Below are 22,731 nucleotides of genomic sequence, written 5' to 3' on the forward strand. Positions count from 1 at the left end.
CCTATTTTCATATGGACGCATCCAGCGACTGTTCGCACCGTGTGATGGCGTCCAGCGGTGGCTCCGAGGCGATTCCTCAAACCTATCTCGCCAGTGTGGTTGACCTCACGTTGGTGTTTAGTTTAGCGTTGAGGAATAGAGATTGGAAAGCGCATTCCTGAAGTCGATTTCGAATCATCTTCACAAAGCGCTTCTAGCAAGGAGTCACTCATGTCGGTCCCGATTCGTAAGGGCTGCCTTCGCGTTTCGTCGAAAGGAGGTAGTGGTCAATGAGCGCCATTGCCGAACTGCAGAACCTCAGCAAGAACAATGGCCGCAAAGTCCCTCCCAAGGACAACAAGGCAGCGCATATCTTCCTCATTCCGTGGACGATCGGGTTATTCCTTATCACCCTGGGGCCCATGGCCATGTCGCTGTATCTTGCGTTTACGGACTACAACCTTTTGCAGGCTCCGTCCTTTTCAGGGTTTGAGAACATTGAACGGATGCTCGACGACCAGCGGCTGCATAATTCATTGCGGGTCACGTTCACCTACGTTTTGATCGGTGTTCCGTTGCAGCTGGCAGTGGCCCTCGCCGTAGCAATCTTGCTTGACCGGGGAATGCGCGGGCTCTCTTTTTACCGCTCAATTTTCTACCTGCCTTCCATGCTGGGTTCCTCAGTTGCAATCGCAGTGCTGTGGAAGCAGATTTTCGGTACCACCGGCCTGGTGAATCAGCTCTTGGAATTGGTCGGTATCCAAGGCATTGGATGGATCTCCGATCCAAACACGTCACTTGGAAGCCTGATCTTGCTCAACGTGTGGACCTTCGGCTCACCGATGGTGATCTTCCTTGCAGGTCTGCGTCAAGTTCCCATGATGTATTACGAAGCAGCCTCCATTGATGGGGCGAGCAAATGGCGGCAGTTCCTGAGTATCACGTTGCCGATGATTAGCCCCATTATTTTCTTCAACCTGGTCCTGCAGATCATTGGGGCCTTCCAGAACTTCACTCAAGCTTTCATCGTGTCCAATGGATCGGGCGGTCCTGCCGATTCCACCATGTTCTTCACGCTCTACCTGTACCAGCAAGGATTCAAACAGTTCGATATGGGTTATGCCTCAGCCATGGCATGGCTCCTGGTGCTCATAGTTGGTGCATTTACCGCTGTGAACTTCTTCGTTTCTAAGTATTGGGTGTTTTACGATGACTAATCAAACTTCACTTCCAGATTCGCAAGTACGCGGTGGGTCACCGCAAGAACTCGTGCTTGATGAGGAAGAACTTCTCGGAAAAAAGCCGCCGGTTGGCGGTACTGATGAACGAGGCAAGACCGTAAAGGGTAAGAGCCCGAAGTTCAAGGTTTCAATGCGCTCATTGCTAAAGCATGCGCTGCTGATCCTGGGTGCCGGAGTCATGATCTATCCATTGCTGTGGATGGTAGCTAGCTCCTTCCGCCCGAACGACCTGATCTTCCGCGAGGCCGGTTTGGTTATTTCCCAGGTGGACTGGAATAACTACCCCAGCGGTTGGAACGCGCTGTCTGAACCTTTCAGCAAGTACTTGATGAACTCTGCGATTTTGGTTTTGGGATGCATCCTTGGCAACTTGGTGTCCTGCTCCATGGCGGCATACGCATTTGCCAGGCTTGACTTCAAGTTCAAGAAGATTATGTTCGCGCTGATGCTGATGACCATCATGCTGCCGATCCACGTGATTATCGTTCCGCAGTACATCATGTTTTCTCAGATCGGCTGGGTCAATACCTTCTGGCCAATCATCGTTCCGAAACTGCTTGCCACGGACGGGTTCTTCATCTTCCTGATGATCCAATTCATCCGAGGAATCCCTAAGGATATGGATGAAGCAGCCCGAATCGATGGCGCCGGCCATCCACGGATCTTCCTGCAGATCATCCTGCCGCTTATGGTTCCAGCCTTGGCAACTACGGCAATCTTCACGTTCATCTGGACCTGGAGCGACTTCTTTACCTCACTGATCTACCTCACCAACCCGAGTAATTACACCGTGCAAGTTGCGCTCAACGCATTCATAGACTCCACCGGAGAATCCAACTGGGGCGCACTGTTCGCAATGTCGATCGTCACGTTGGTCCCTGTATTCCTTGCCTTCCTCTTCGGGCAGAAATACCTGGTCAAGGGCATCGCAACTACTGGTATCAAATAGCAGGAATATGCCACTGGCCTAGGACAACAGCGCTAGGCCAGTGGCCTCGACCGATACCAGACACAAGCGCCAGAAACTTATCGTAGGAGAAACCGCATGGGAAGCTCATCACGCACCAGCTACGTACTGATCGGCACAGGGAACCGATGCGAAATGTACCTGACTGCTATCTTCGGTGAACATAGCGACGTCGCTGAACTTGTCGCATTGGCAGATACCAACCAGGGGCGAATCGAGTACTACCAAGACGTAGTTGAACAGACCTTCGGCGAGAAGGTTGGGTCCTTTGACCCGCAAGACTTGGCCAAAGTCATTCGAGAACGCCACATTGACCGGGTAATCATCACGAGCCCGGACTACACGCATGCTGAGCTGATCTGCACCGCTCTGTATGCCGGCGCCGATGTGATAGTTGAGAAACCACTAACAATTGATGCGCCGAGCACCGCTCGTATAGCTCGGGCGGTGGAAGAAAGCGGCCATGAAATCGTGGTCACGTTTAACTACCGTTATTCTCCTCGGAATACAGCCCTGAAGAAGGCCATCGACGATGGGAAAATCGGCCAAGTCACATCCGTGGACTTCAACTGGATGCTGGATACCGTTCACGGAGCAGACTACTTTCGCCGATGGCATCGACTCAAGGAAAACTCTGGCGGCTTGCTAATCCATAAGTCCAGCCATCATTTCGATCTGGTCAATTGGTGGCTCGACGATTCACCGCAGAAGGTCTTTGCAACAGGAGGGCTGAAGTTCTACGGGCCCGACAACGCAGAGTTCAGGGGCCGCCAAGCCAACGAACGCGGTACCCACGGGCTAAGCGATAAGGATCCGTTTGATTTGGATCTTCGCAGCGATGAGCGGTTGGAAAAGCTCTATCTAGAGAACGAACACTTTGATGGGTACCGCCGAGACCAGGGAGTCTTCAATGGCGAGATCACCATCGAAGACAATTTGAGCCTGACTGCTGAGTATCAAAACGGACCGGTGCTTTCATATTCCCTGAACGCGCACAGCCCATGGGAAGGATACCGGGTTGCGGTGAACGGGACGGAAGGACGCCTGGAACTGGACGTTGTCGAACGGGCAGCAGTACTGCCCGCGGCCGGCGGGCATCCGGTGGATCCTTCATATAGCAATGATGGCCAGAGCGGCAATGCCAGGTCGAAAGGCGAGAGATTGCTTTTGCAGCGGCATTGGGAAGAAGCAGTGGAGATTCAGATCGAAAACTCGAATGGATCGCATGGTGGCGGCGACAAGCTCCTGCTCGAAGAGCTCTTCCGCGGAGCCAACGAGGATGGATATGCGCGGCAAGCCGGATTCATCGACGGTGTGCGCGCCATTGCTGTCGGGATTTGCGGAAATCAATCGCTGGAAACCAGGCAGCTCGTGGACGTCGGGAGTGCTGGCCTGGGCGTGGACATTTCGTTTCAACCGAAGGTCAAGGTGTAAACGGAGCCATGGGTGAAAAAGTCGTCATCACCGGGGGAGCAGGGCGTTTAGGCCGTGCCGTGCTCGCGGGGTTTTCTCACGCAGGGCATGAAGTGATCTCTCTTGACAGGCAGATTCCGGAAGAACCTCTCGATGGCGTGGAATATCACTGCATCGATCTGATGGATGCGAAGGCTACGCATGCGCTATTCGAGCAGCTTGCTCCGCAAGCGGTGGTGTCCCTCGCGGCAATGGCTGTTCCTTTCATGGCCCCGGAAGAGGTGCTTCTGCACACGAACGCGACCATTGCCCATAACGTCACCTCGGCGGCAGTGGAGGCCGGTGCTACCAGGGTCGTGCTGGCCTCCAGCCCATCAATAATGGGCTATGGTTCTCCGGGCGGATGGGTGCCGGAGAAGCTGCCTCTTGATGAAAACGAAGTTCCCAAGCCATGGCATGCTTATGGGCTTTCCAAATTCGTAGCCGAGCAGATTGCCGCCATGTTCGCAGCGAAAATGGGACCGGCAAGTTCGGTGAAGTTCGCTTCCTTCAGGCCCTGCTATGTGATCGCAGAGGAAGAGTGGGCCGGCGCTCCAACGCAGCAGGGACACACTGTTGCTGAGCGCCTACAAGATCCTCGCTTGTCAGCGCCTGCGCTATTCAATTACGTTGATGCGCGGGACGTGGCAGATTTCCTGCTGGTACTGCTTGAACGGTTTGACCGCGTAGAGAATGGCTCGGTGTTCTTCGTTGGTGCAAAGGATGCCATGGCAACGCGTCCGCTCGCAGAGCTGATCCCAGAGATTTATCCGGAGCTCGAGGACGTCGCAGCGGGACTCACCACGGATAGCCCTGCCTTCAGTATCCAGAAAGCGCGAGATGTCCTTGGCTGGGAACCGAAACGCAGCTGGCGCTCGGAATTGAAGGCCACCGTATAAAAGGCATCGGTACATAAAATTATTGGCTGGGAAACCTCAAAAGGATTTCCCAGCCAATAATTGTTTAGGGGTGCGCTTAGCGTTGAAGTACTGCCGGCCGTGGCAAACCGTTAACCAGGTTTGAGGGCCAGAGCGGATCGAAGGTGAGAACCTCAAAATCCCCGGACTCGGTCAGCAGCATGGTGTCCTCAACTTTGAACGCCAGACCATCGCGTGCTGCACTGGGATTGAACGCAAAAGCCTGGTTCAACTGGAAGAGATCAGTTGCTCCTGGGGTGAGCCGGGGATCTCGTCCGTTGTAGCCGGCAATGCCGCCTTGATGATGCAACGACCATTCCCCGGCATCGAAACCATGCTCCGGGTAGGATTCCTGGATGACGGGCAATAATTCACCGAGAACGCCGCCAGGGCGAATTGCCGCAAGGATATCTGCCTCGACAGCCAGGATGTCGTCTTCTCCAGAGAGTTCCTGAGGCGTCGGCGCACCGAATCGCACCCACCTGGTGATGTTGGCAATGAGCCCATGACGTCTTACGCACAGCACTGCCATGGCTTTGCCTCCGAGCGGGGCCGCGGTGGGCAGGGGGTGCCGGGCTGCGGCACGTGAATCGCCGCTGACCAAGGCAACGAGCACTTCGCCTCCTTGGACGACGGCTCCAGCTGTCAGCTTGGCTGCCACGTCGAACTCGGAATCATCGCTACGGGCGGCCGACAGCACTTGGGTCATGAGCGCAGCCGTGTCGCGGCAAAGAGCGCGATACCTATTAATCTCAGTTTCATTGAGTGCTGAGCGAAGGGCTCGCAAATCGGACTCGATTTCCCGCTCGCTGAGGATCTTTTGTCCGCTCGCCGCTGGAAACCATTCTCGGACATTGTCGAGATCCTGGTACCAGGCGGTGACATGCACCGAAACTTGTTCCACGTTGCCGAGCTCTTCTCGCTGGATCCGTGCAGCTTCGCTCACGGACGTGGCAAGCTCGCACCCCTGGGCATGAACCAGAACCCTGGCAATGGGTGGTGCCGCAAGAGATACGTGCGTGCGGGCACCGCCCAAGAGCCAGGCAAGCGAAGCGGGGGTTGAGAGAAGCAGATACTGCCCATCGCGGCTTCTGATGAGCTCGACCAGTTGGGCATGCTTCTTTGCGTATTCATGAGTGGCGGTGGTGGGCACAATCAGCCTTCCTTGGAACCTGAACCGTATTTTCGGGCTAGCAGGGCCACGGTCTGCACCGGGACCCTCCCATCAACCACGAGTACTCGAACTTGGCGGGTTATCGCTTCCTGAGGGTCCAGCACAACCGGTGTAGACCAGGCCAGCGAACTGCCGACACCCGGATATCCAGAACTGCGAACAAACCATGGGTCATCTTGCTCACTGCAGAAAATAATGGTGGCATCCCCGTGGCCTTCAGCAAGATCAGCCAAACCCACCGAGTCCGAAGAGAATGTAGCACTGAAGGCGAGCCATGGACTGTGCACACCGTGGACTTGCGATTCCCCGGAAGCCGATGGGGTAAAAATCTGTGGATCAGCGATTGGAGGCAGACGCCAGAAGAAACCTCCGTAGCCGCCGTTGTGACGGCCGTTGGTACCCGGAGAGCCAAGCGACACCTGGCGTTCGCGCGCCGAGAGCCTGAAACTGAAATCCAGGCTCCAGCCGGTGATGGCGCTTTCGTGGTCCTCAAATGCATTGAGCTCAATCGAACGGTGCTCATCCAGCAGGATTTCCTGTTCGTGGCTGACCCATTCAAGCTGCGAATCCAAAGCGCTGCCATTGCGGGCGAACGCATTGGACGCTGTGCGGATATGTCCATGGTCCGCACGCCATATGTAGCGTGAGGCGTCGCGGGTGTAGGTGCGCCCTCCCCAGAAATTGGTCCCGTTCACATCTTGCAATGCAACCCCGACACCTAGATGCCAGGTGTGGTCAAGCGGTTGCTGCTCACTGACCACAACTCCGTTGAAGGTCTTCAGGTTATCCAAGAAGGGACGCGGTGAATTGGTGCGGGAAATATCTTCTCCCGTCCGCAACTCCGCAAGGGTGCGCTGCTTCCCCGTTGCGGGATGGATCAGCGACAACGAGCCACTGGTTTTCGCTGGCAAGGCCCAAGGCGCTCCGAGTGAAGAGAAACTGGACTGCGCCGCCACCGCTCGGTCGATGAATCGTTCGATGTTCGGTATCACTGGGTGGAAATCTGCTCCATCCCCGGCAGGGATAACCTGCACTTCTGCGATCTGAGTTGGAGTATCCGAGGTCCGTATCTGCTCGAGAACGCGCATGAAAGCACCGGCCGACGCCAAAGAGCTCAAGAGTTCGGTTTCGCTGCCGTTGCGCACCTCGACGAGGTTCTCGAGAAGGTTGACTCGTCCGAAAACTTCAGAAGATTCTGGAAGCCCCAAGTCCGGGTTGGGTCGAACCAGCAGCTCATCACGGGTGTAGTACAAGGTTGCGGTGCCTTCGGTGCCATAGATGGTGATCCATGGATCCTGCTGTTCACTGGCGCAAACGGTCAGCGCGGCAATGACGGGGATTCCGGTGCTCGTTTGCACGCGCACCACGGAGGTATCGTCTGCTTCGATGCTGTGGGCGTGATACAGCTCGGTGGCCAGATGGGCGACATCCTGGGCTTTGCGCGCTCCGGCGATGTGCAAGGCGCTGGCGACCGCGTGGGCCAGGGGATTGGTCACTACACCGTCGGCAATCTCGACGCCGTCGAGTTTCCGATGTCCTGCCCAAGGCGAACGTTCATAGTAGCCCGTGGTGCGGAGCCAATTTCCACTGGCACCCACCGCACGAAGGGCCCCGATGGGAGAGTTCTTCGCGTTATCGGCGAAGAACCCATCTATGGTTTTCAAGGCTGTCGAGCCAAGGGCCTGGAACCCTACCTGCACGTGGGCGCCAGCATCGGCCGCGGCTTGCAGCAGGCGTGAATACTGATCCAGGGTCGCTGTCGGCGGTTTTTCGAGGTAGAGATCTGCACCTGTACGCAAGGCCCTCATCGCCAGGTCGGCATGCGTACTGATCGGCGTTGAAATAATGATGATGTCCGGGGTTAATCCGGAGCTGAGGAAAGCATCAAAGTCGGCGAACACGTGCGTGTCCTTGCCGCGAATCTCTTTCCCGGGATCGACCGGATCGATGCCGGCAAGGAACGTGATTTTCTCCTCGGCTGCGAGTCGATGGATATTTGCCAAATGCTGGCGTCCGAATCCGTTCAGACCAATCAGCACCACCGCAGGAGCAGTTGGCGCTGCCAGGGCACTAGTCGTTGCAGATCCCGCTGCGGTGGCTTGCTGATTCATCGTGTTCCTTCAGAGATATTCGAATTCAGATCAGTTTAATGCGCTGGCCGGCTGAACGCCCGCAGCTTGCTCAAGGTGGGGCAGTACTAGAGTTTCGTAGCGCTGGGACATGGTTGCCAAGGTCAGCGCGGAATCCTGCTGGTTGATCTCCTCATTGAAGATCTCGACTTCAACTGGACCTCGGTATCCGGCCTGTGACACCCATCGGGAAATCGCCGAGAAATCGATATGGCCGTCGCCCATCATGCCTCTGGATTGCAGTGCATTGCTGGCAATCGGCAGATTGAAATCACAGATCTGGTAGCTGGCCAGGCGATGCTCAAGGCCTGCCCGCTGGATCTGCTGCTGCAACTGCGGATCCCAGAACACATGGAAGGTGTCAACAACAACGCCCACGGCCTTGGTTGGATAAGGACTGGCCAAGTCCAGGGCCTGTCCGAGTGTGGAAAGCACCGCTCGGTCGGCGGCATACATTGGATGCAACGGTTCTAGCACCAGCCGAACGCCGTGTTCCAGGGCGATGGGAACCAGCTCTTCCAAGCCGCGCGCGACGCGATCACGCGCCGCGACAATGTTCTTGTCTGCTGGATCCCCGGTGCCGCCCAGAATATGCGCGGCCGACGGCAAGCCGCCCACGACCATGATCAATTCATTGGCGCCGATGACGGCAGCTTCCTCGATGGCCTGCCGGTTCGATGCCAGCGCGGCAGCTTGGGCTTCGGCAGAAGGTGCAGTGAGAAAGCCGCCACGGCACAAGGTGCTGGCTTTGAGCCCTGCCCCAGCGATGATCTGGGCTGCTGGCCCAGCGCCACCGGCCTCGGCAAGCAAATGCCGCCACGGACCAATATGGCTCAGGCCCGCCTGCGCTGCAGCTTCAGCGGCTTCGTGGAGGCTGAGATTCGGGGTAGTGCCGGTATTAAGCGATAGTTCGAATGTCATGACACACCTGTCAGGGACGAAGTTGTAGTTTTGATTCCAGAAATTGCCAGGAGCTGTTCCATTCGCCCAGCAGCCAGATCAGGGTTTTGCAACAGGCCAGCGCCATCAGCGAGAACGAATGTGCGCACCAAGTGCGGCAGTGAACGTCCGGCGTGCAGCCCGCCGATCATCTGGAAACCGCTTTGGTGCCCATTGAGCCACGAAAGAAAGGCAATCCCGGTCTTGTAGTAGAAAGTTGGGGCGCTGAAAATATGCAATCCCAGCTCTCTGGTGGAGTCCAGGATCTTCCGGCCGCGTTCTGCGTCGCCTGCATCGAAAGCCTGCAGGGCCGTTGACGCAGCGGGATAGATGGCGGCGAAAATTCCCAGCAACGCATCGGAATGCAGTTGCCCGTCACCGTGAATCAGCTCGGGATAGTTGAAATCGTCTCCAGTGTAGAGGCGCACTCCAGCTGGCAATGCGGCACGAAGCTGCTTCTCATGCTCGGCATTGAGCAAAGAGACTTTGACGCCGTCGATTTTCGACGCGTGCTGCTCCAGAATGGACTGGAAAACCCCGGTGGCTTCTGCCAAATCCTGTGTTCCCCAGTAGCCGCTCAACTGTGGATCGAACATGTCTCCAAGCCAATGCAGGATCACTGGCTGCTTGGCAGCGTCGAGCAAAGTCGCATACACGTCCAGATAATCCTGCGAGGTGCGCGCTGCCTTGACCAGGGCCCGGGAGCACATCAAGATCGCCTTCGAACCTGAATCTTCAACAAGGCGCAGCATCTCCAAATAAGCGTTGGTGACTTCAGCCAGCTGGCCCGGCTGGACAGTGTCTGCCGACAGCTGGTCCGTGCCGACACCGCAGGCGAGGATATCCCTGACGGTGAGCCCGGCCAAGGCCGGGTAGCTGTTCTTCTGGAGAACCACGGCCGCTTCGATCGCCGATCGCCTGATCAACTCGCAGGTAGCCGCGTAGTCCAGCCCCATGCCTCGCTGCGCCGTATCCATCGCATCGGCGACACCCAGCCCGTAGGACCATAGCTCGTGCCGGTAGGCCAGCGTCGCATCCCAATCGATGCTTGCCGGTGCGCCAGGCGTATTGTCTGCTCCCATGAGGGGGATGACATGGGCTGCGGCATAGGCCTTGCGCGAGGAAAGCGGGGCAGACGGCCGCTGGAATTCGCCGGGGCCTTTCAACCGATAGGAAAAGTTCTGCCCGTTTTCGTCAATGAGTGTCAATTCGGGCAAGGATGCGTAACTCATAGCGTGATCTCCGGGATATCGAGGGTGCGTCGTTCGGCGGCTGACTGCAATCCCAAAGCCGCCAGCTGGACACCGCGAGCGGCCGAAAGCAGGCCATACTGGTGTTCGCGTCCCACTGCGACGTCGGCCAAGAAATCTTCCCACTGCAGCTTGAAGCCGTTATCCAGGTCGGCATTGGCGGGAACTTCCATCCACTGGTCGCGGAACGACTCAGTGACTGGCAAATCGGGGTTCCAAACAGGCTTCGGAGTGTGGGCGCGTTGCTGGGCAACGCACTTGTTCAATCCCGCGACGGCGGAACCGTGGGTGCCGTCGATCTGGAATTCCACCAGTTCATCGCGGTAGACGCGCACTGCCCACGAGGAGTTGATCTGCGCAATTACTGCATCGCCGGAAGGAGTTTCGAGTTCGAAGATGCCGTAGGCCGCATCATCTGCGGTGGCTTCGTAGGCTTCGCCTCGTTCGTCCCAGCGGGTAGGGATGTGGGTTGCCGTGGTCGAGGTGACGGACTTGACCTTGCCGATGATTCCTTCAAGGACGTAGTTCCAGTGGCAGTACATGTCGGTGGTCATCGATCCGCCATCCGCAAGACGGTAGTTCCAGGAAGGCCGCTGCGCTTCCTGGATATCTCCCTCGAATACCCAGTAGCCGAACTCACCGCGCATTGAGAGAATGCGTCCGAAGAAGCCTTCGTCGACCAAACGGCGTAACTTCACCAAGCCTGGCAAGTAGAGCTTGTCGTGCACGACGCCGGCGGTAATTCCCTTGGCCTGTGCCTGGCGGGCGAGATCCACGGCCTCTTCGAGAGTTTCAGCGGTCGGTTTCTCGGTGAAGATATGCTTGCCGGCCCCGATGGCTTTCGACAGCGTTTCGTAACGCAAGGAAGTCATGGACGCGTCGAAAATGATGTCGACACTCGGGTCATCAATCAGGGAGTCAAGATCGGTGCTGTAGTGCTCAACCTGGTGCTTCTGCGCAAGTTCGCGCAGCTTCGCTTCGTTACGTCCAACGAGGATCGGTTCAACGGTCAGCTTCGAACCGTCCCCGAGAGTGATTCCTCCCTGGTCTCGGATAGGAAGGATTGAACGCAGCAAGTGCTGGCGGTATCCCATGCGGCCGGTGATGCCGTTCATGGCGATGCGTAGAACTTTTGTTTCTGTCACTGGGGTCTCCTCGAAACGGGGAATGCGTAAGGGAATAGAATGGGAATGCGCTTTCCACGATAGTGAGGTGTAATTGGAGTGTCAACCATCACGTTCGTGAAAGATAAGCTTGTGCCAGGTTGCAGAGAATGATAAGGATTTCAGATGGCTGTTCGACTAACTGATGTGGCTAATGAAGCCGGGGTTTCCCTGGCGACCGCTTCGCGAGTGCTCAATGGGTCAGCACGCAAGCCGGCTGTGGAAATCTCGGATAAAGTGCGTGCTGCGGCTGAAAAGCTCGGTTACTTCCCCAATGCCCAAGCGCAAGCGCTTGCCAGATCCACCACGAAGCTGATCGGCTTGGTGGTCAGGGACATAGCCGACCCCTACTTCTCTACCATCGCCCGGGGAGTGCAGCGCTCTCTTGGTGATAGCGGTGTCCAGCTGCTTTTGGCCAGCACGGAGTACGATCCCGAGCGGGAAATCGAAGCCGTTCAGGCATTCATGTCGCAACGGACGGACGCTATCATCCTGTCGGGATCGCGCAGTTTGGGCGAGAATGGGCAGTTGCTGAAACTGATCGAGAATTATCAGGAAAATGGTGGCCAAGTCATGATTATCGGCCAGCCCATGACCGATATGGGCGGCATACAAATCGACAACGAGGCAACTGCCGAGCACCTGGCGGCCGAGTTGATCAGTGCCGGCCACCGCAGGTTTGTCGTATTGGCCGGGGAAGCGAATCTGCTGACATCAAGGGACCGTTCCAACGGGTTCCTGGAGAAGCTGAAGCGCAGTGGCCTGGATGCAGAGGAAGTTATCAGCGGCCCCTTCTCGCGCGAGGGGGCCTATGTTGCAATGAGCGATTACCTCAAGCGGCAGAAGTCGGCAGGCGGTGTCCATCGGGTGTGCGTGTTCTGCGTTTCGGATGTCATGGCCCTGGGTGCCATTCGGGCGATTCGCGAGAACCGCTTGCGTATTCCCGAAGATATCGCTGTGGTGGGATTCGACGACATCCCGACCCTTATCGACATTACGCCCACGGTCAGCACTGCTCGACTTCCTCTGGAAGAAATCGGAAAATGGGCTGGTGAGATGGCGCTGAACCACGGCGAACTGCGGAAGATTGTGGTTTCCGGTGCGCCGGTCCTGCGCGAGTCCACGCAGTTGGCTGACGGCCAGTAGCGATGTTCATTGGGAATCGTGCCATGCGAAAACTAACTGACTTGATTCCCGAAACCCCTTGACCAGTGACCGCAATCACATCTAGATTGTTTGGCAAGCGCTTTCCACAACGAAAACAGGTGTTGCTTGCAGGATGGCCTCGCATCACCACCCCACCCAAGGAAGATTTTCATGACTCAGCAGGTATGCACGAGAAAAACTGGACGGAAATTCGGTCTGCGGCTAAGCAAATCAGTTGCAGTTGTGGCGGTAGCCGCCCTGGCCCTCACTGGCTGTGGCGGTAGCAGCGCTGCCGACGGTGAAGACGGGAAAACCCAGCTTCGTTTCTCATGGTGGGGCTCGGATTCGCGGGCCCAGGCAACCAATGAAATTATTGAGGCTTTCGAAGCGGCCAACCCGGACATCGATGTCCAAGGCGAGTACTCCGACTGGAGCGGCTACTGGGACAAGCTCGCAACACAGGTTGCCTCCAACGATGCTCCGGACATTATCCAGATGGACGACAAGTACCTTCGCGAATACGCGGACCGAGGCGCATTGCTGGATCTCGAAGGCGTAGATGTTTCCAAGTTCGAAGACGTTGCCGTTCAGAACGGTACGACCGATGCCGGCCTTGTCGGCATTACTACCGGAATCAATTCCTTCACATTGACCGCCAATCCAAAAGTCTTAGCCGAAGCTGGTCTGGAAGTTCCAGATGACAAGACCTGGACGTGGGATGACTACCGGACGATCACCGAGACGGTGAGCCAGAAGCTCGACGGCAAATATGGAGCCGAAGCCCCGAACGAACCGGCCGGGTTGCAGACCTGGTTGCGTCAAGACAAGAAGAATCTGACGAGCTCGGATGGATCACTCGGATTCTCGCCTGACGATCTGGCCAAGTACTTCCAGCACCACAAGGACTTGATGGATAACGGTTCGTATCCAAAGGCCTCGGTCCTGGCGGAAAACCAGAATGCAGGCCCAGACCGCTCTATGACAGGCACGGGAGTGGCAGCCTTCGGCATGTGGTGGAGCAACCAGCTGGGAGGCCTTTCCACAGCGGTTGGTTCGGACTTGGTTCCGCTCCGACTGCCAAGCCACACCGGCAAGGCTGAGGACAACGGTCTTTGGCACAAGTCATCAATGATGATGTCGGGGTATGCTCGCACCGAACACCCGGAAGAGGTCAAGAGATTTGTTGACTTCATGGTGAATTCGCAAGAAGCTGGCGCACTGAATCAGATGGACCGCGGGCTACCCTCGAACACCGAAGTGCGGGAGCAAGTCGTCTCCAAATTGGATTCAATTGAAGCTTCTTCTGCAGAATTCGTGACGAGCTTGAAACCCGAACTTCAGAGCACGGAACCAATCCCGCCAATGGGATTCAGTGCGGTTCAGGATGTCCTCTACCGTTATGAAATGGAAGTGTTCTTCGAGCGCCAGAGCGTAAGCGATGCGGCGCAGAATGCGTTCAAGGAAATCGAAGCTGCGGTAGCCCAATAGCTGAACGAAAATCAACCATCGTTCTTACGGTCGTTGCAATCCCTGGATCCCGGGGATTGCAACGGCCTTTCCGCGTTCGAAGGAAAGTTCCTCTTGCTTTCTTTAACTCTCTGCGTGGTGCAATCCTTGAATTCGCCACGGCGCATGCCGTACAGGGCATGCGGTTTAGGCCAAGGCTTCCAGATGACTCAAAACCCTGTTCGGTCGTGATCTGCGCCCAAGCAAGCCTCTCCAGCCAATTGCGTGCGACGAGTCGCGAGTGCACCAGCAACCGGGATGCGAGTCTCCAACGGCCGTTGAACTTTCCAGGACATGGCCTGTCGGAAGGGTACTGCCAATCAGCTGGACTCCCGCAGAGGTGGATTGCCATTGGGTTCCTGCGTTCTTCCATTCATTGCCAGAGGCAACCACACCGCGGTGCCCGCAGTTCTGGGCCGCGAAGCTGCTGGCTTGACCGTGCCGGTGATCAGTTCGCGGCACCTGCGGATTGCAGGGCGAACCCCGCCAGCTCTGCGGCCAATGAGCGGAGCGCAAAGTATCCTGAAAACAAAGTGCAAGAGGAATGGAAAAATGGCATCTGGACTTTTGGCAGTAGACGGCGGGCAGACCGGAATCAAGCTGAGATTCGAGCAGGATGGCAAAACTGCAGAATTAGCGCTTCCCGGTGTGCAAACCCATGAACCAGTCCTGCCCCAACTGGCACGCGCCATTAACCAAGCTGCCGCTGCCGCCGGATGGGAGTGCGGCACCGTGAGCGTAGGCACCACAGGCCTGGTCAAAGCCGAACATGATGCACGGCAGCTCTACGACCTCATCGGATCCAGCGCTATTTCCCATATTGCGCTGGCCCACGACTCGGTGACCAGCTATCTCGGAGCGCTGGGAGAACGCCACGGCGCTGTCGTTGCAGCCGGTACCGGTGTCGTCACCTTGGCGGTAGGCCCCCGCTCTGTGGCCCGAGTTGATGGATGGGGCCACATCATGGGTGATGCCGGCAGCGGCTATTGGATTGGCCAGCAGGCAATGAATGCGGCCATGCGCGGCTTTGACGGCCGCGGGCCAGCTACCGCGCTGACCGGGGAACTCGCGAAGCGCTGGCCTGATCTCTCCGAAGCCTATATTGACCTGCAAGCGATGCCGGACAGGGTGGCCATCGTCGCCTCCTTTGCGCAGAGGGTTGCCCAATTGGCCGCGACCGATGAAATGGCCGCCCGGATCTGCGCGCTCGCCGGTGCAGAACTGGCCAGCTCCGCAGCAACGGCATTGCGCCGCGCGGGGCTGGAACAACAGGCCGGAGCGATTCCGGTCGCAGCCATCGGGGGAGTGCTCGCCGGCGAATTCGCCAGAAGCAGCTTCGTGCGGGAGCTGCACCTGCTGGTCCCTGCCGGGCAAGTCCAGGATTCGCCGGGAAATGGGCTGGACGGAGCCCGTGGATTGGCCCTCCTGCCAGCGGACCACGCCTTGCAAGGCCTCGTATCGCGCTTTCGCGCCCAGCCATAAGACGTGGGCAGCGGGGAAAACTGGCCCTCAAATAGGCGCAGGCAATCAATAGGTGACAAGATTAGTGGAGAACGTCGTGATTATTAAGGAGTCATCGTGAGTTTCCGAGTCGGTCCGGTAGATCTTGTCCCCGAAGGCGAATCGCTGCTGGTTGAAGCCAAAGACAGCGGCGCAAGCGAAGACATCGCGATCTTCCACGCCGAAGACGGCAACTTCTATGCGCTGCAGGATGAATGCACCCACGAGGTCGCTTCGCTTTCCGACGGCTGGCTCGAAGACTGCAGCATCGAATGCCCCATCCACTCCTCGACCTTCGACCTGAAAACCGGCAAGGTGCAGTGCATGCCCGCCACCGTGGACGCCCGGACCTACAAGGTGGACGTCGTGGACGGCTTCTTGGAGCTTGAAATCTAAATGCCTTCCGTGCACATCATCGGAGGCGGGGTCGCGGGGTACGCACTGGCCCGGCACCTGGTGCAGCAGCAATACGCCGGATCCATCAAGATCAGCGATGCCCAGGGCCTGCCCTATGATCGTCCGCCGCTGAGCAAGTCCCTGCAGGTTGAACCGTTCGCACCGGTGTCCTGGTACCAGCACCATGGCGTCGGCCTGATCCAGGAAGATGTCCAAAGCCTGCAACTGCCGCAATCCGCTGACGACTGGGTTGTGCTGGCTACCGGCACTACCCCCAAGGCATTGGATGTTCCCGGCGGGCACCATGCGCTCAGCCTGCACAGCGCTGCTGACGCCGCCCGCATATCCGACGTCCTGGAATCGGGGATGTTCGGCCAGCGGGTGCTTGTCATCGGAGCGGGACTGGTCGGGGCCGAATTCGCGTCCACCGCCAAGATGTCCGGCGCGCAGGTCACCCTGATTTCCAGCTCCAACGCACCACTGGCCCACGTGCTGGGCCAAGAACTTGCCGAACAGCTGCACGCAGATCATGCCAACCACGGCATTGCCACCTTGACTGGTGCGGTGACCGAGCTCGGCCCCAACTATGCACTGGCCAATGGCCAGCGCCATGATGCGGAGCTGATCGTGGCAGCCATCGGCGTCGAACCTGAAACCGCGCTCGCCGGGCATCTGGGCCTGGAAGTAGACGACGGGATCGTTGTCGATTCCCAGCAGCGTTCCCTCAGCAACCCGCAGGTGCTGGCTATCGGCGACGTCGCCCGGGAGGAAAACCAGCCCCGTGCGGTGCACTGGGAAGCTGCCATGGAAGATGCCGCCCAAGCGGCGGCAACAATCATGGGCACAGCCGCACCGAAGCGTTCAGTGCCCTGGTTCTGGAGCGACCGCCACGAAATGCACGTGGAAACCGTGGGCGACTTCAGCCAGGCCGCCAGCACCGTGACGCGCCTGAACCGGCGAGGCAAGATCCAGACGGTCTTCGGGCTCGACGCCAAGGGCTCATTGGTGTCCGCTTCGATGATCGATGGCGGCCTGATGGCCAAGGCCGTGAGACGGCTCATTGCGAAATCAGCCACCCCAAGCATTGAACAATTGAAGGACCCCCTGACGGGTCCGCGCGAGTTAGGCCGGTAAGAAACTTATGAATGCAGCCGAACCACTGAAGGTTCCCGCGGCCCTGCAGACGCCCACCAAACGGGTTGGCCCTGGCTGGATCGCTGCGGTTGTCATTGTCCATATCGGTATCAATGTCGGCTTCTTCGCACCGATCCAGGTGCTGCTCGGATTGCACGCCGAACAACTGGATGCCAGCCAGAAGAACGCGATTCTCTCGCTGGTCACCGGCGTCGGCGCGGCCGTCTCGCTGGTAGCCAACCCGCTGTTCGGCGCGCTCAGCGACCGCAGCACATCGAAATTCGGGCGCCGCATCCCGTGGGTGTTCTTTGGAACTATCTGCGCTGCGCTGGCCCTGCTGCTGATGTCGACCTCGCAAACCGTGAGCACGCTGGTCATCGGCTGGGCGCTGATGCAAGCTGCCGGGAACGCCGCGCTGGCTGCGATCTTCGCGGCCATCCCGGACAAGGTGCCGGTAGAGCAGCGCGGCATGGTTGGCGGGCTGGTGGCCTTGGGCCAAACCTGCGGTTCGCTGATCGGCGCCGTGATCGGCATGGTCGCAGCCAGCAATCTGGTCTTCGGCTACGCCATCGTCGCTACCGCCGTGGCCATTTGCTCCATTCCGTTCGTGCTGATGCGCCAGGACGTCTCGCTGCCCAAGGGGGCGCTGGAGCCTGTCAAGCCGCTGGAGTTCGTGCGCAGCTTCTGGATCAACCCGGTCAAGCACGCCGACTTCGGATGGGCCTGGCTGACCCGTTTCTTGCTGTATCTCGGCTGCCAGCTGTGCCTGGTCTACCTGCTGTTCTTCCTGCAAGATGCCATCAAGCATCCAGAACCGGCCCAGGGCGTACTGGTGCTGACCGCGATCTATGCCTTCTGCGTGATCTTCTCTTCGGTGATCTCCGGCAAGCTCTCGGACAAGGACGGCAAGCGCAAGAAGTACGTCATCATCTCTTCGGTCATCGTGGCCGCCGCGGCCGGCGTGCTGGCGACGGCAACCTCCTTCGCCACCGCCATTGTCGCCGCAGTGCTCCTGGGCATCGGCTTCGGCGCCTACCTGGCGGTGGACTTTGCGCTGCTGACCCAGGTATTGCCGAACGCCGATTCGCGCGGCAAGGACCTGGGTATGATCAACATTGCCAACTCGCTGCCGCAGGTGGTCGCCCCGCTGATCGCCTGGCTGGCGGTGAGCTGGTTCGGCGGCTACCCGACCCTGTTCCTGTGCTCGGTGGTGATCAGCCTCTTCGGCGCCGTGCTGGTACGCCAGATCAAGAGCGTTCCGTAGATCCTGGACGAAGATTCTCCAGCATCGCGCAACGACTGAAACCGAAACGGCGCGGCGCCAGGAACTGGTGGCGAGAAAACGCCAAGGCGACGCCAATCGGGTCGTATGATGAATCCAGCGAACCGCAATAATGAGGAGCAGGTGCGGCTGAATGTCGATGAACGAATCAGGACGGGAGAGCCGTGCGACGCAGCTTGATGGCATAGACCGCAAACTGCTGGCGTTGCTGACGAAGAACTCCCGGCGGACCAACAACTCCCTGGCCGAGGAGCTGGGCATAGCACCGTCCACCTGCCTGGCGCGGTTGAATGCCTTGCGCGATTCGGGAGTGATTTCGCGCTTCACCATCGAAGTGGATCCGCAGGTTCTGGGCCGGGAGCTCGAAGCGCTGATCTTCGTGAAAATCCGTCCCGGAGCCCGTCACCTGATGTCGAACTTCGCTACTGACATGCGCAGCAAACCGGGGGTGCGACAGCTGTTCTTCCTGGGCGGCGCTGACGACTTCGTCCTGCACGTAGCGGTGCGCAATTCTTCGGATGTGCGCCAGTTCGTGCTCGATAACCTCTCGGCCAATCCGGCCGTGGCCACCACCCAAACCTCCCTGGTATTCGAACACGGCCACGGCAGCGGAGAGTACTAGGCCCCATTCTTGACCGATTTCCATCTCGCCCATGTTCGCAGGAACAACCCGCAGCCCTGCGTTGGTCGAAGAAACATGCTAAACTTGATGTTCTTCTCTTAGCATGGCTGCGGCCCGTTGGCAGCTGGGGATCGGTTCTCCAGACAAGCAACGGACCCCACCGCAGCTGCGACTGAAAGAATGGGGAGGTCGAGAAGATAATGCATTTTGACGCAACTGTTGTCACCGCACTGGTGACCTTGATTGTTCTGGCCATCGCAACCGTTGTGCTGGTGATCCGGTACAAGCGCACCCACCAGGCAGAAATCCGCCAGGCCCTGGTTGCCAAGGCCCGGAAGCGCGGCGTTGCCTCGCCGGAAGACCTGTCTAACCACGATCTGGTACTGCAGATCCGCGCGGCAAAGCGCCAGCGAAAGCAGGATGGGCAGGACCTGAAGACCGCATAGGGTTTGCACCCATGCGCTGACGATGCTGAGCCCCAGTCCATTTCCGGACTGGGGCTCAGCCGCGTCAAGGGCCCTTGGGCGGCCGCTGGCCCCGTCTTTATCCAAAGCTGATGAACCGGGAAATGGCGTCGGGAATAAACGGCAGGTGCCAGCGGAATGCAGGCAGGTAATTAACCTCGCGCAATTCCGGGAAACTATGTCCCCGGTCACCGGAAAAGCCGATTTAACCCCTGAATCATGCGGATTGCATCACAGGGGCATGTGGGGTTCTGAACAAACCACTTCTCAATAGATAAATGGTCGGAAATGATGGATATGACTGGAAATGCAGCAGCGTTAATTCTTTAGGAGCAACAACAATGGCCTCGATCCCACTCGGTGAAGACATCCTCTTGGCACGCCACGGCGCCAACATCGTCAAGCTCCGCCAGGATCGGAAGAACCGCACCACTGTTGCCCATCTGCGCGGTGGAGCCACCGATACGGCCTCGAACCTGCTCACCGCACCAGTTCCCGCATTGACCCCGGCAGCCAGCTTCACTCAGGGCGCGGCTCGCTACCTCAACGATGAAGCCGAGGTTAGCCGCGGCGAAGTTCGTTCGCTGGTCAAGATCTCGCTCGGCTTTTCTGCCATCATGGGCATCGTCTTCGGCGGCCTGGTCTTGGCTTTGTACAAGGTCGGCGGCAATGAAGCTCTCCAGTCGCTGAGCTACATGGGCGCAAGCCAGTAGCTCTCGCAAGCATTTCCAGGAAAACGGGATTCCGAGGCAACTCGGGATCCCGTTTTCCTGTTTCCGGACCAGGTGCTTACTCCGAGGCCGGGCTTGCGGCAAGTCTCGTATTTCTTGCCCGGCAGGCATAGGATGGCGGCAACGGGAAGGACGGGAGCAGGCCATGCGTTTTGTTTTGGAAGTTAACTTCGATACCGAGAACATGCAGCTCAAGCCATTGGAGGAGCTGCAGAAGATTCTGCGCGACTGGTCGACGAACATCACGATGTATCCGATCGTTGCCGGCGCCCAGGAAGATGTCTACGACTCGGATAACGAGCAGGTAGGGGAGTGGGCAATCCTCGACGACTAGCCTCGCCGTCTGGAGAACCACCCGATGGCATACCCCGCGGCCAGGGTAATGAGCAGGACAAGCCACAGCGGGGCCGTGGAATGGATCAAGAAGAATTCAACGCGGACGAAGGCCAGGTTCTGCAGCATGAAGACCACCGCGAGGATCACCAGTGCAATAGCTGCCCATTGCTTGGCGCTAAGCCCCTTCTTCGGCGGCCGCTGCTCCGGATAGCCCATGCTCAGCTTCCGTTCGCCAGCAAGCCGGCAACGAGAGCCGACAACCCGCGCTGGAACGAATCGTCGCTGGTATCAAGCTCTGATCGGCGTTGCGCGGCCACAGCCTGGGTGAAATGCGGAGTGAGATCCTGGTGATTGCTGGTGTCGAAAATGTCATGCGGAGCGGCCGTATCCATGGCCGAGCCGAAGATGAATGATTCCAGTGCGACAATCGTCGGAACAATCTCGTTCTCTGCCATGCCGAAGTCTGCCAGCGCTTCGGCAACGCGCTCGTACATTCCCAAGGTGCGCGGCGAATCGGAGACGGGCAGTACCGCGATGACCGGAATCAGGGGAATGTGCCGCGCGAAGACGTTCCGGTAGCTCGTAGCCCATTGAAGCAAAGCCTGCTTGGTATCGGCTTGGTCGAATACCGAGGTGTCTATATCGGCCATGACCAGTTCCTGGATCCACTGCAGGAGGTCGTGCTTGGAATCGACGTGGTTGTAGAGGGCCGATGGAGAGACGCCCAGGGATTTTGCCAGCCGCTGCATGGTCAGGGACTCGTAGCCGTCCCCGGAAACAAGTTCCAGCGCGTGCTCGGTAATGCGCTCCCGATTCAGCACCGCCTTGCGCGGGCGCCCGGCTCGCCTGGCTTCCGTTTCACTCATGCGGACCTCTTCCTGACGTGGGGTGCTTCACAACTGGATCTTCGTACCCTATGCTATATGACAGGTAAATGAACCTTATTCATTTAAATGTGCAAGGGAGTCGATCATGCAACATCTGGAACGCGACGTCGTCGTCATCGGTGCAGGGCCATCGGGACTGACAGCAGCCTATGAGCTGAGCAAGGCCGGCAAGTCCGTCGCGGTGCTCGAAGCCCGCGACCGCGTCGGCGGGCGCACCTGGACCGACATCATGGACGGTGCGACCATCGAGATCGGCGGCCAGTGGATCAGCCCCGACCAGACCGGCCTCTACTCGCTGATCAATGAACTTGGCATCGAGACCTTCGAACGCTACAAGGCGGGCAAGAGCGTCTACCTCACCGGGGAAGGCGAGCGGATCGCCTATGAGGGCGAGGACTTCCCGGTGGCCGCCAGCACCGTGGCCGAAATGGACAAGCTGGTAGAACTCATGAACCAGCTGGCCGCCGGAATGGACCCGGACAAGCCGTGGGAGCACCCTCAGGCCCAGGAGCTGGACCAGATCTCCTTCCACCACTTCCTGCGCCAGCACTGTGCCGACGAGCTGGCCTGCAACAACGTGGGCCTGTTCATTGCAGGGGGCATGCTGACCAAGCCGGCGCACACCTTCTCCGCGCTGCAGGCGGTGCTCATGGCGTCCTCGGCCGGCTCCTTCGACAACCTGGTGGACGAGGACTTCATCCTGGACCGGCGCATCGTGGGCACCATGCAGGGCGTATCCAAGACGCTGGCCGAGAAGCTGGGCCAGCAGACCGTCTTCCTGGACAACCCCGTGCTCAAGCTCGAATGGTTCGATGGCGGGGTGGTGGCCCACGGGAGCACCGTGACCGTCTCGGCGAAGAAGGCCGTGCTGGCGGTACCGCCGAACCTGTACTCGCGCATTTCCTACGTCCCGGCGCTGCCGCGCAAGCAGCAGATCACCCACCAGCACCAGTCCATGGGCCTGGTCATCAAGGTCCACGCCGTCTACGACACCCCGTTCTGGCGCGAAGAGGGCCTGTCGGGCACCTGCTTCGGCCCGAGCAGCCTGGTCCAGGAGCTCTACGACAACACCTATGCCGGGGAGGAAACCGGCACACTGGTCGGCTTCATCTCGGATCTGAAGGCCGACGCCATGTGGGAACTGGACGAGGAACAGCGCCGCGCGGTGATCCTCAAGGCCATGGCCGGCTACCTGGGCGAGAAGGCACTGGATCCCAAGGTCTTCTACCTCTCGGACTTCGCCGCCGAGGAATGGACCCGCGGCGCCTACGCCACCAGCTACGACCTGGGCGGGCTGCACCGCTTCGGCCCGGCGCAGAACGAGAATGTCGGACCGATCTACTTCTCCTCCTCGGATCTGGCCGGCGAAGGCTTCCAGCACGTGGACGGCGCGGTGCGCATGGGCCGCCGCTCGGCCGCGCGCATCATCGCCGCACTGGATGGCACCGCCTACGACCAGAGCTACGATGGCGTTGCCACGCTGACCCCGTCCAAGGAAAAGGCCAGTGCCTAGGCC

22 protein-coding genes are annotated in these 22,731 nt (G+C 58.7%); 15 read left to right on the forward strand and 7 right to left on the reverse strand.

Features of this window, described 5'->3' with window-relative positions:
* Positions 1–269 precede the first annotated feature (269 nt).
* The 4 genes from AC1Z36_RS05940 to AC1Z36_RS05955 all read left to right on the forward strand — a co-directional run bounded on the left by AC1Z36_RS05940 (position 270) and on the right by AC1Z36_RS05955 (position 4,538).
* Positions 270–1,196, forward strand: a complete 927-nt coding sequence (locus tag AC1Z36_RS05940) for a carbohydrate ABC transporter permease (RefSeq protein WP_105656291.1) — start codon at positions 270–272, stop codon at positions 1,194–1,196.
* Complete coding sequence (locus AC1Z36_RS05945) at positions 1,189–2,169, forward strand: carbohydrate ABC transporter permease (RefSeq protein ID WP_286134060.1); 981 nt, start codon at positions 1,189–1,191, stop codon at positions 2,167–2,169. Before AC1Z36_RS05940 ends, AC1Z36_RS05945 begins: the two co-directional genes overlap by 8 nt.
* Before the next feature lie 96 nt (positions 2,170–2,265).
* Positions 2,266–3,621, forward strand: coding sequence for a Gfo/Idh/MocA family protein (locus AC1Z36_RS05950; protein ID WP_105656292.1), 1,356 nt, complete (start codon positions 2,266–2,268; stop codon positions 3,619–3,621).
* An 8-nt stretch (positions 3,622–3,629) separates the two neighbouring features.
* Entirely contained in the window at positions 3,630–4,538 is a 909-nt protein-coding gene (locus AC1Z36_RS05955) for an NAD-dependent epimerase/dehydratase family protein (protein ID WP_105656293.1), read from the forward strand.
* A gap of 76 nt (positions 4,539–4,614) precedes the next feature.
* On the opposite strand, the gene AC1Z36_RS05960 is transcribed toward AC1Z36_RS05955, so the two are convergent.
* The 5 genes from AC1Z36_RS05960 to AC1Z36_RS05980 are packed head-to-tail and all read right to left on the reverse strand — an operon-like array spanning position 4,615 to position 11,163.
* Positions 4,615–5,709 (reverse strand): M24 family metallopeptidase, encoded by a 1,095-nt coding sequence (locus tag AC1Z36_RS05960; RefSeq protein WP_105656294.1) that lies wholly within the window; start codon positions 5,707–5,709, stop codon positions 4,615–4,617.
* A 2-nt stretch (positions 5,710–5,711) separates the two neighbouring features.
* The gene (locus AC1Z36_RS05965; RefSeq protein WP_105656295.1) at positions 5,712–7,841 is read right to left on the reverse strand and encodes a DUF6807 family protein; all 2,130 of its coding nucleotides are present in this window, start codon (positions 7,839–7,841) and stop codon (positions 5,712–5,714) included.
* A 30-nt stretch (positions 7,842–7,871) separates the two neighbouring features.
* Complete coding sequence (locus AC1Z36_RS05970; protein ID WP_133834027.1) at positions 7,872–8,780, reverse strand: sugar phosphate isomerase/epimerase family protein; 909 nt, start codon at positions 8,778–8,780, stop codon at positions 7,872–7,874.
* Positions 8,777–10,015, reverse strand: coding sequence for a dihydrodipicolinate synthase family protein (locus AC1Z36_RS05975; RefSeq protein WP_402696964.1), 1,239 nt, complete (start codon positions 10,013–10,015; stop codon positions 8,777–8,779). Before AC1Z36_RS05975 ends, AC1Z36_RS05970 begins: the two co-directional genes overlap by 4 nt.
* An 11-nt stretch (positions 10,016–10,026) precedes the next feature.
* Positions 10,027–11,163 (reverse strand): Gfo/Idh/MocA family protein, encoded by a 1,137-nt coding sequence (locus tag AC1Z36_RS05980; RefSeq protein ID WP_105656298.1) that lies wholly within the window; start codon positions 11,161–11,163, stop codon positions 10,027–10,029.
* Positions 11,164–11,337: 174 nt separating this feature from the next.
* Between AC1Z36_RS05980 and AC1Z36_RS05985 the strand changes: the two genes are divergently transcribed.
* The 10 genes from AC1Z36_RS05985 to AC1Z36_RS06030 all read left to right on the forward strand — a co-directional run bounded on the left by AC1Z36_RS05985 (position 11,338) and on the right by AC1Z36_RS06030 (position 20,326).
* Complete coding sequence (locus AC1Z36_RS05985; RefSeq protein ID WP_483561808.1) at positions 11,338–12,357, forward strand: LacI family DNA-binding transcriptional regulator; 1,020 nt, start codon at positions 11,338–11,340, stop codon at positions 12,355–12,357.
* 171 nt (positions 12,358–12,528) lie between these two features.
* Positions 12,529–13,845, forward strand: a complete 1,317-nt coding sequence (locus AC1Z36_RS05990) for an ABC transporter substrate-binding protein (RefSeq protein ID WP_402735126.1) — start codon at positions 12,529–12,531, stop codon at positions 13,843–13,845.
* 570 nt (positions 13,846–14,415) lie between these two features.
* The gene (locus tag AC1Z36_RS05995; RefSeq protein WP_483561809.1) at positions 14,416–15,345 is read left to right on the forward strand and encodes an N-acetylglucosamine kinase; all 930 of its coding nucleotides are present in this window, start codon (positions 14,416–14,418) and stop codon (positions 15,343–15,345) included.
* A 96-nt stretch (positions 15,346–15,441) separates the two neighbouring features.
* Positions 15,442–15,759: a bifunctional 3-phenylpropionate/cinnamic acid dioxygenase ferredoxin subunit gene (locus AC1Z36_RS06000; protein ID WP_105656303.1), complete on the forward strand. Its 318-nt coding sequence runs from the start codon at positions 15,442–15,444 to the stop codon at positions 15,757–15,759.
* Positions 15,760–16,893: an NAD(P)/FAD-dependent oxidoreductase gene (locus tag AC1Z36_RS06005; protein ID WP_483561810.1), complete on the forward strand. Its 1,134-nt coding sequence runs from the start codon at positions 15,760–15,762 to the stop codon at positions 16,891–16,893. It abuts the gene before it with no gap.
* Between the two features lie 7 nt (positions 16,894–16,900).
* Positions 16,901–18,157, forward strand: a complete 1,257-nt coding sequence (locus tag AC1Z36_RS06010) for an MFS transporter (RefSeq protein WP_483561812.1) — start codon at positions 16,901–16,903, stop codon at positions 18,155–18,157.
* 151 nt (positions 18,158–18,308) lie between these two features.
* On the forward strand, positions 18,309–18,797 hold the full coding sequence (locus AC1Z36_RS06015) for an Lrp/AsnC family transcriptional regulator (protein WP_105661972.1): 489 nt from the start codon (positions 18,309–18,311) through the stop codon (positions 18,795–18,797).
* A 200-nt stretch (positions 18,798–18,997) separates the two neighbouring features.
* Positions 18,998–19,243 carry a hypothetical protein gene (locus AC1Z36_RS06020; protein WP_105656307.1) on the forward strand — a complete coding sequence of 82 codons (246 nt, stop codon included), beginning with the start codon at positions 18,998–19,000 and terminating at the stop codon, positions 19,241–19,243.
* A gap of 359 nt (positions 19,244–19,602) precedes the next feature.
* Positions 19,603–19,974 carry a hypothetical protein gene (locus tag AC1Z36_RS06025; RefSeq protein ID WP_105656308.1) on the forward strand — a complete coding sequence of 124 codons (372 nt, stop codon included), beginning with the start codon at positions 19,603–19,605 and terminating at the stop codon, positions 19,972–19,974.
* A 163-nt stretch (positions 19,975–20,137) separates the two neighbouring features.
* On the forward strand, positions 20,138–20,326 hold the full coding sequence (locus AC1Z36_RS06030; protein ID WP_038993331.1) for a hypothetical protein: 189 nt from the start codon (positions 20,138–20,140) through the stop codon (positions 20,324–20,326).
* On the opposite strand, the gene AC1Z36_RS06035 is transcribed toward AC1Z36_RS06030, so the two are convergent.
* Both AC1Z36_RS06035 and AC1Z36_RS06040 read right to left on the reverse strand, forming a co-directional pair.
* Positions 20,323–20,544, reverse strand: coding sequence for a LapA family protein (locus tag AC1Z36_RS06035; protein WP_105656309.1), 222 nt, complete (start codon positions 20,542–20,544; stop codon positions 20,323–20,325). The two genes, AC1Z36_RS06030 and AC1Z36_RS06035, sit on opposite strands and share 4 nt — an antisense overlap.
* A gap of 2 nt (positions 20,545–20,546) precedes the next feature.
* The gene (locus AC1Z36_RS06040) at positions 20,547–21,194 is read right to left on the reverse strand and encodes a TetR/AcrR family transcriptional regulator (protein ID WP_105656310.1); all 648 of its coding nucleotides are present in this window, start codon (positions 21,192–21,194) and stop codon (positions 20,547–20,549) included.
* Positions 21,195–21,300: 106 nt separating this feature from the next.
* Between AC1Z36_RS06040 and AC1Z36_RS06045 the strand changes: the two genes are divergently transcribed.
* Positions 21,301–22,728, forward strand: coding sequence for a flavin monoamine oxidase family protein (locus AC1Z36_RS06045; protein ID WP_133834020.1), 1,428 nt, complete (start codon positions 21,301–21,303; stop codon positions 22,726–22,728).
* The last annotated feature ends 3 nt before the right edge of the window (positions 22,729–22,731 follow it).

The sequence above is a fragment of the Glutamicibacter sp. BS14 genome, from assembly GCF_056934375.1.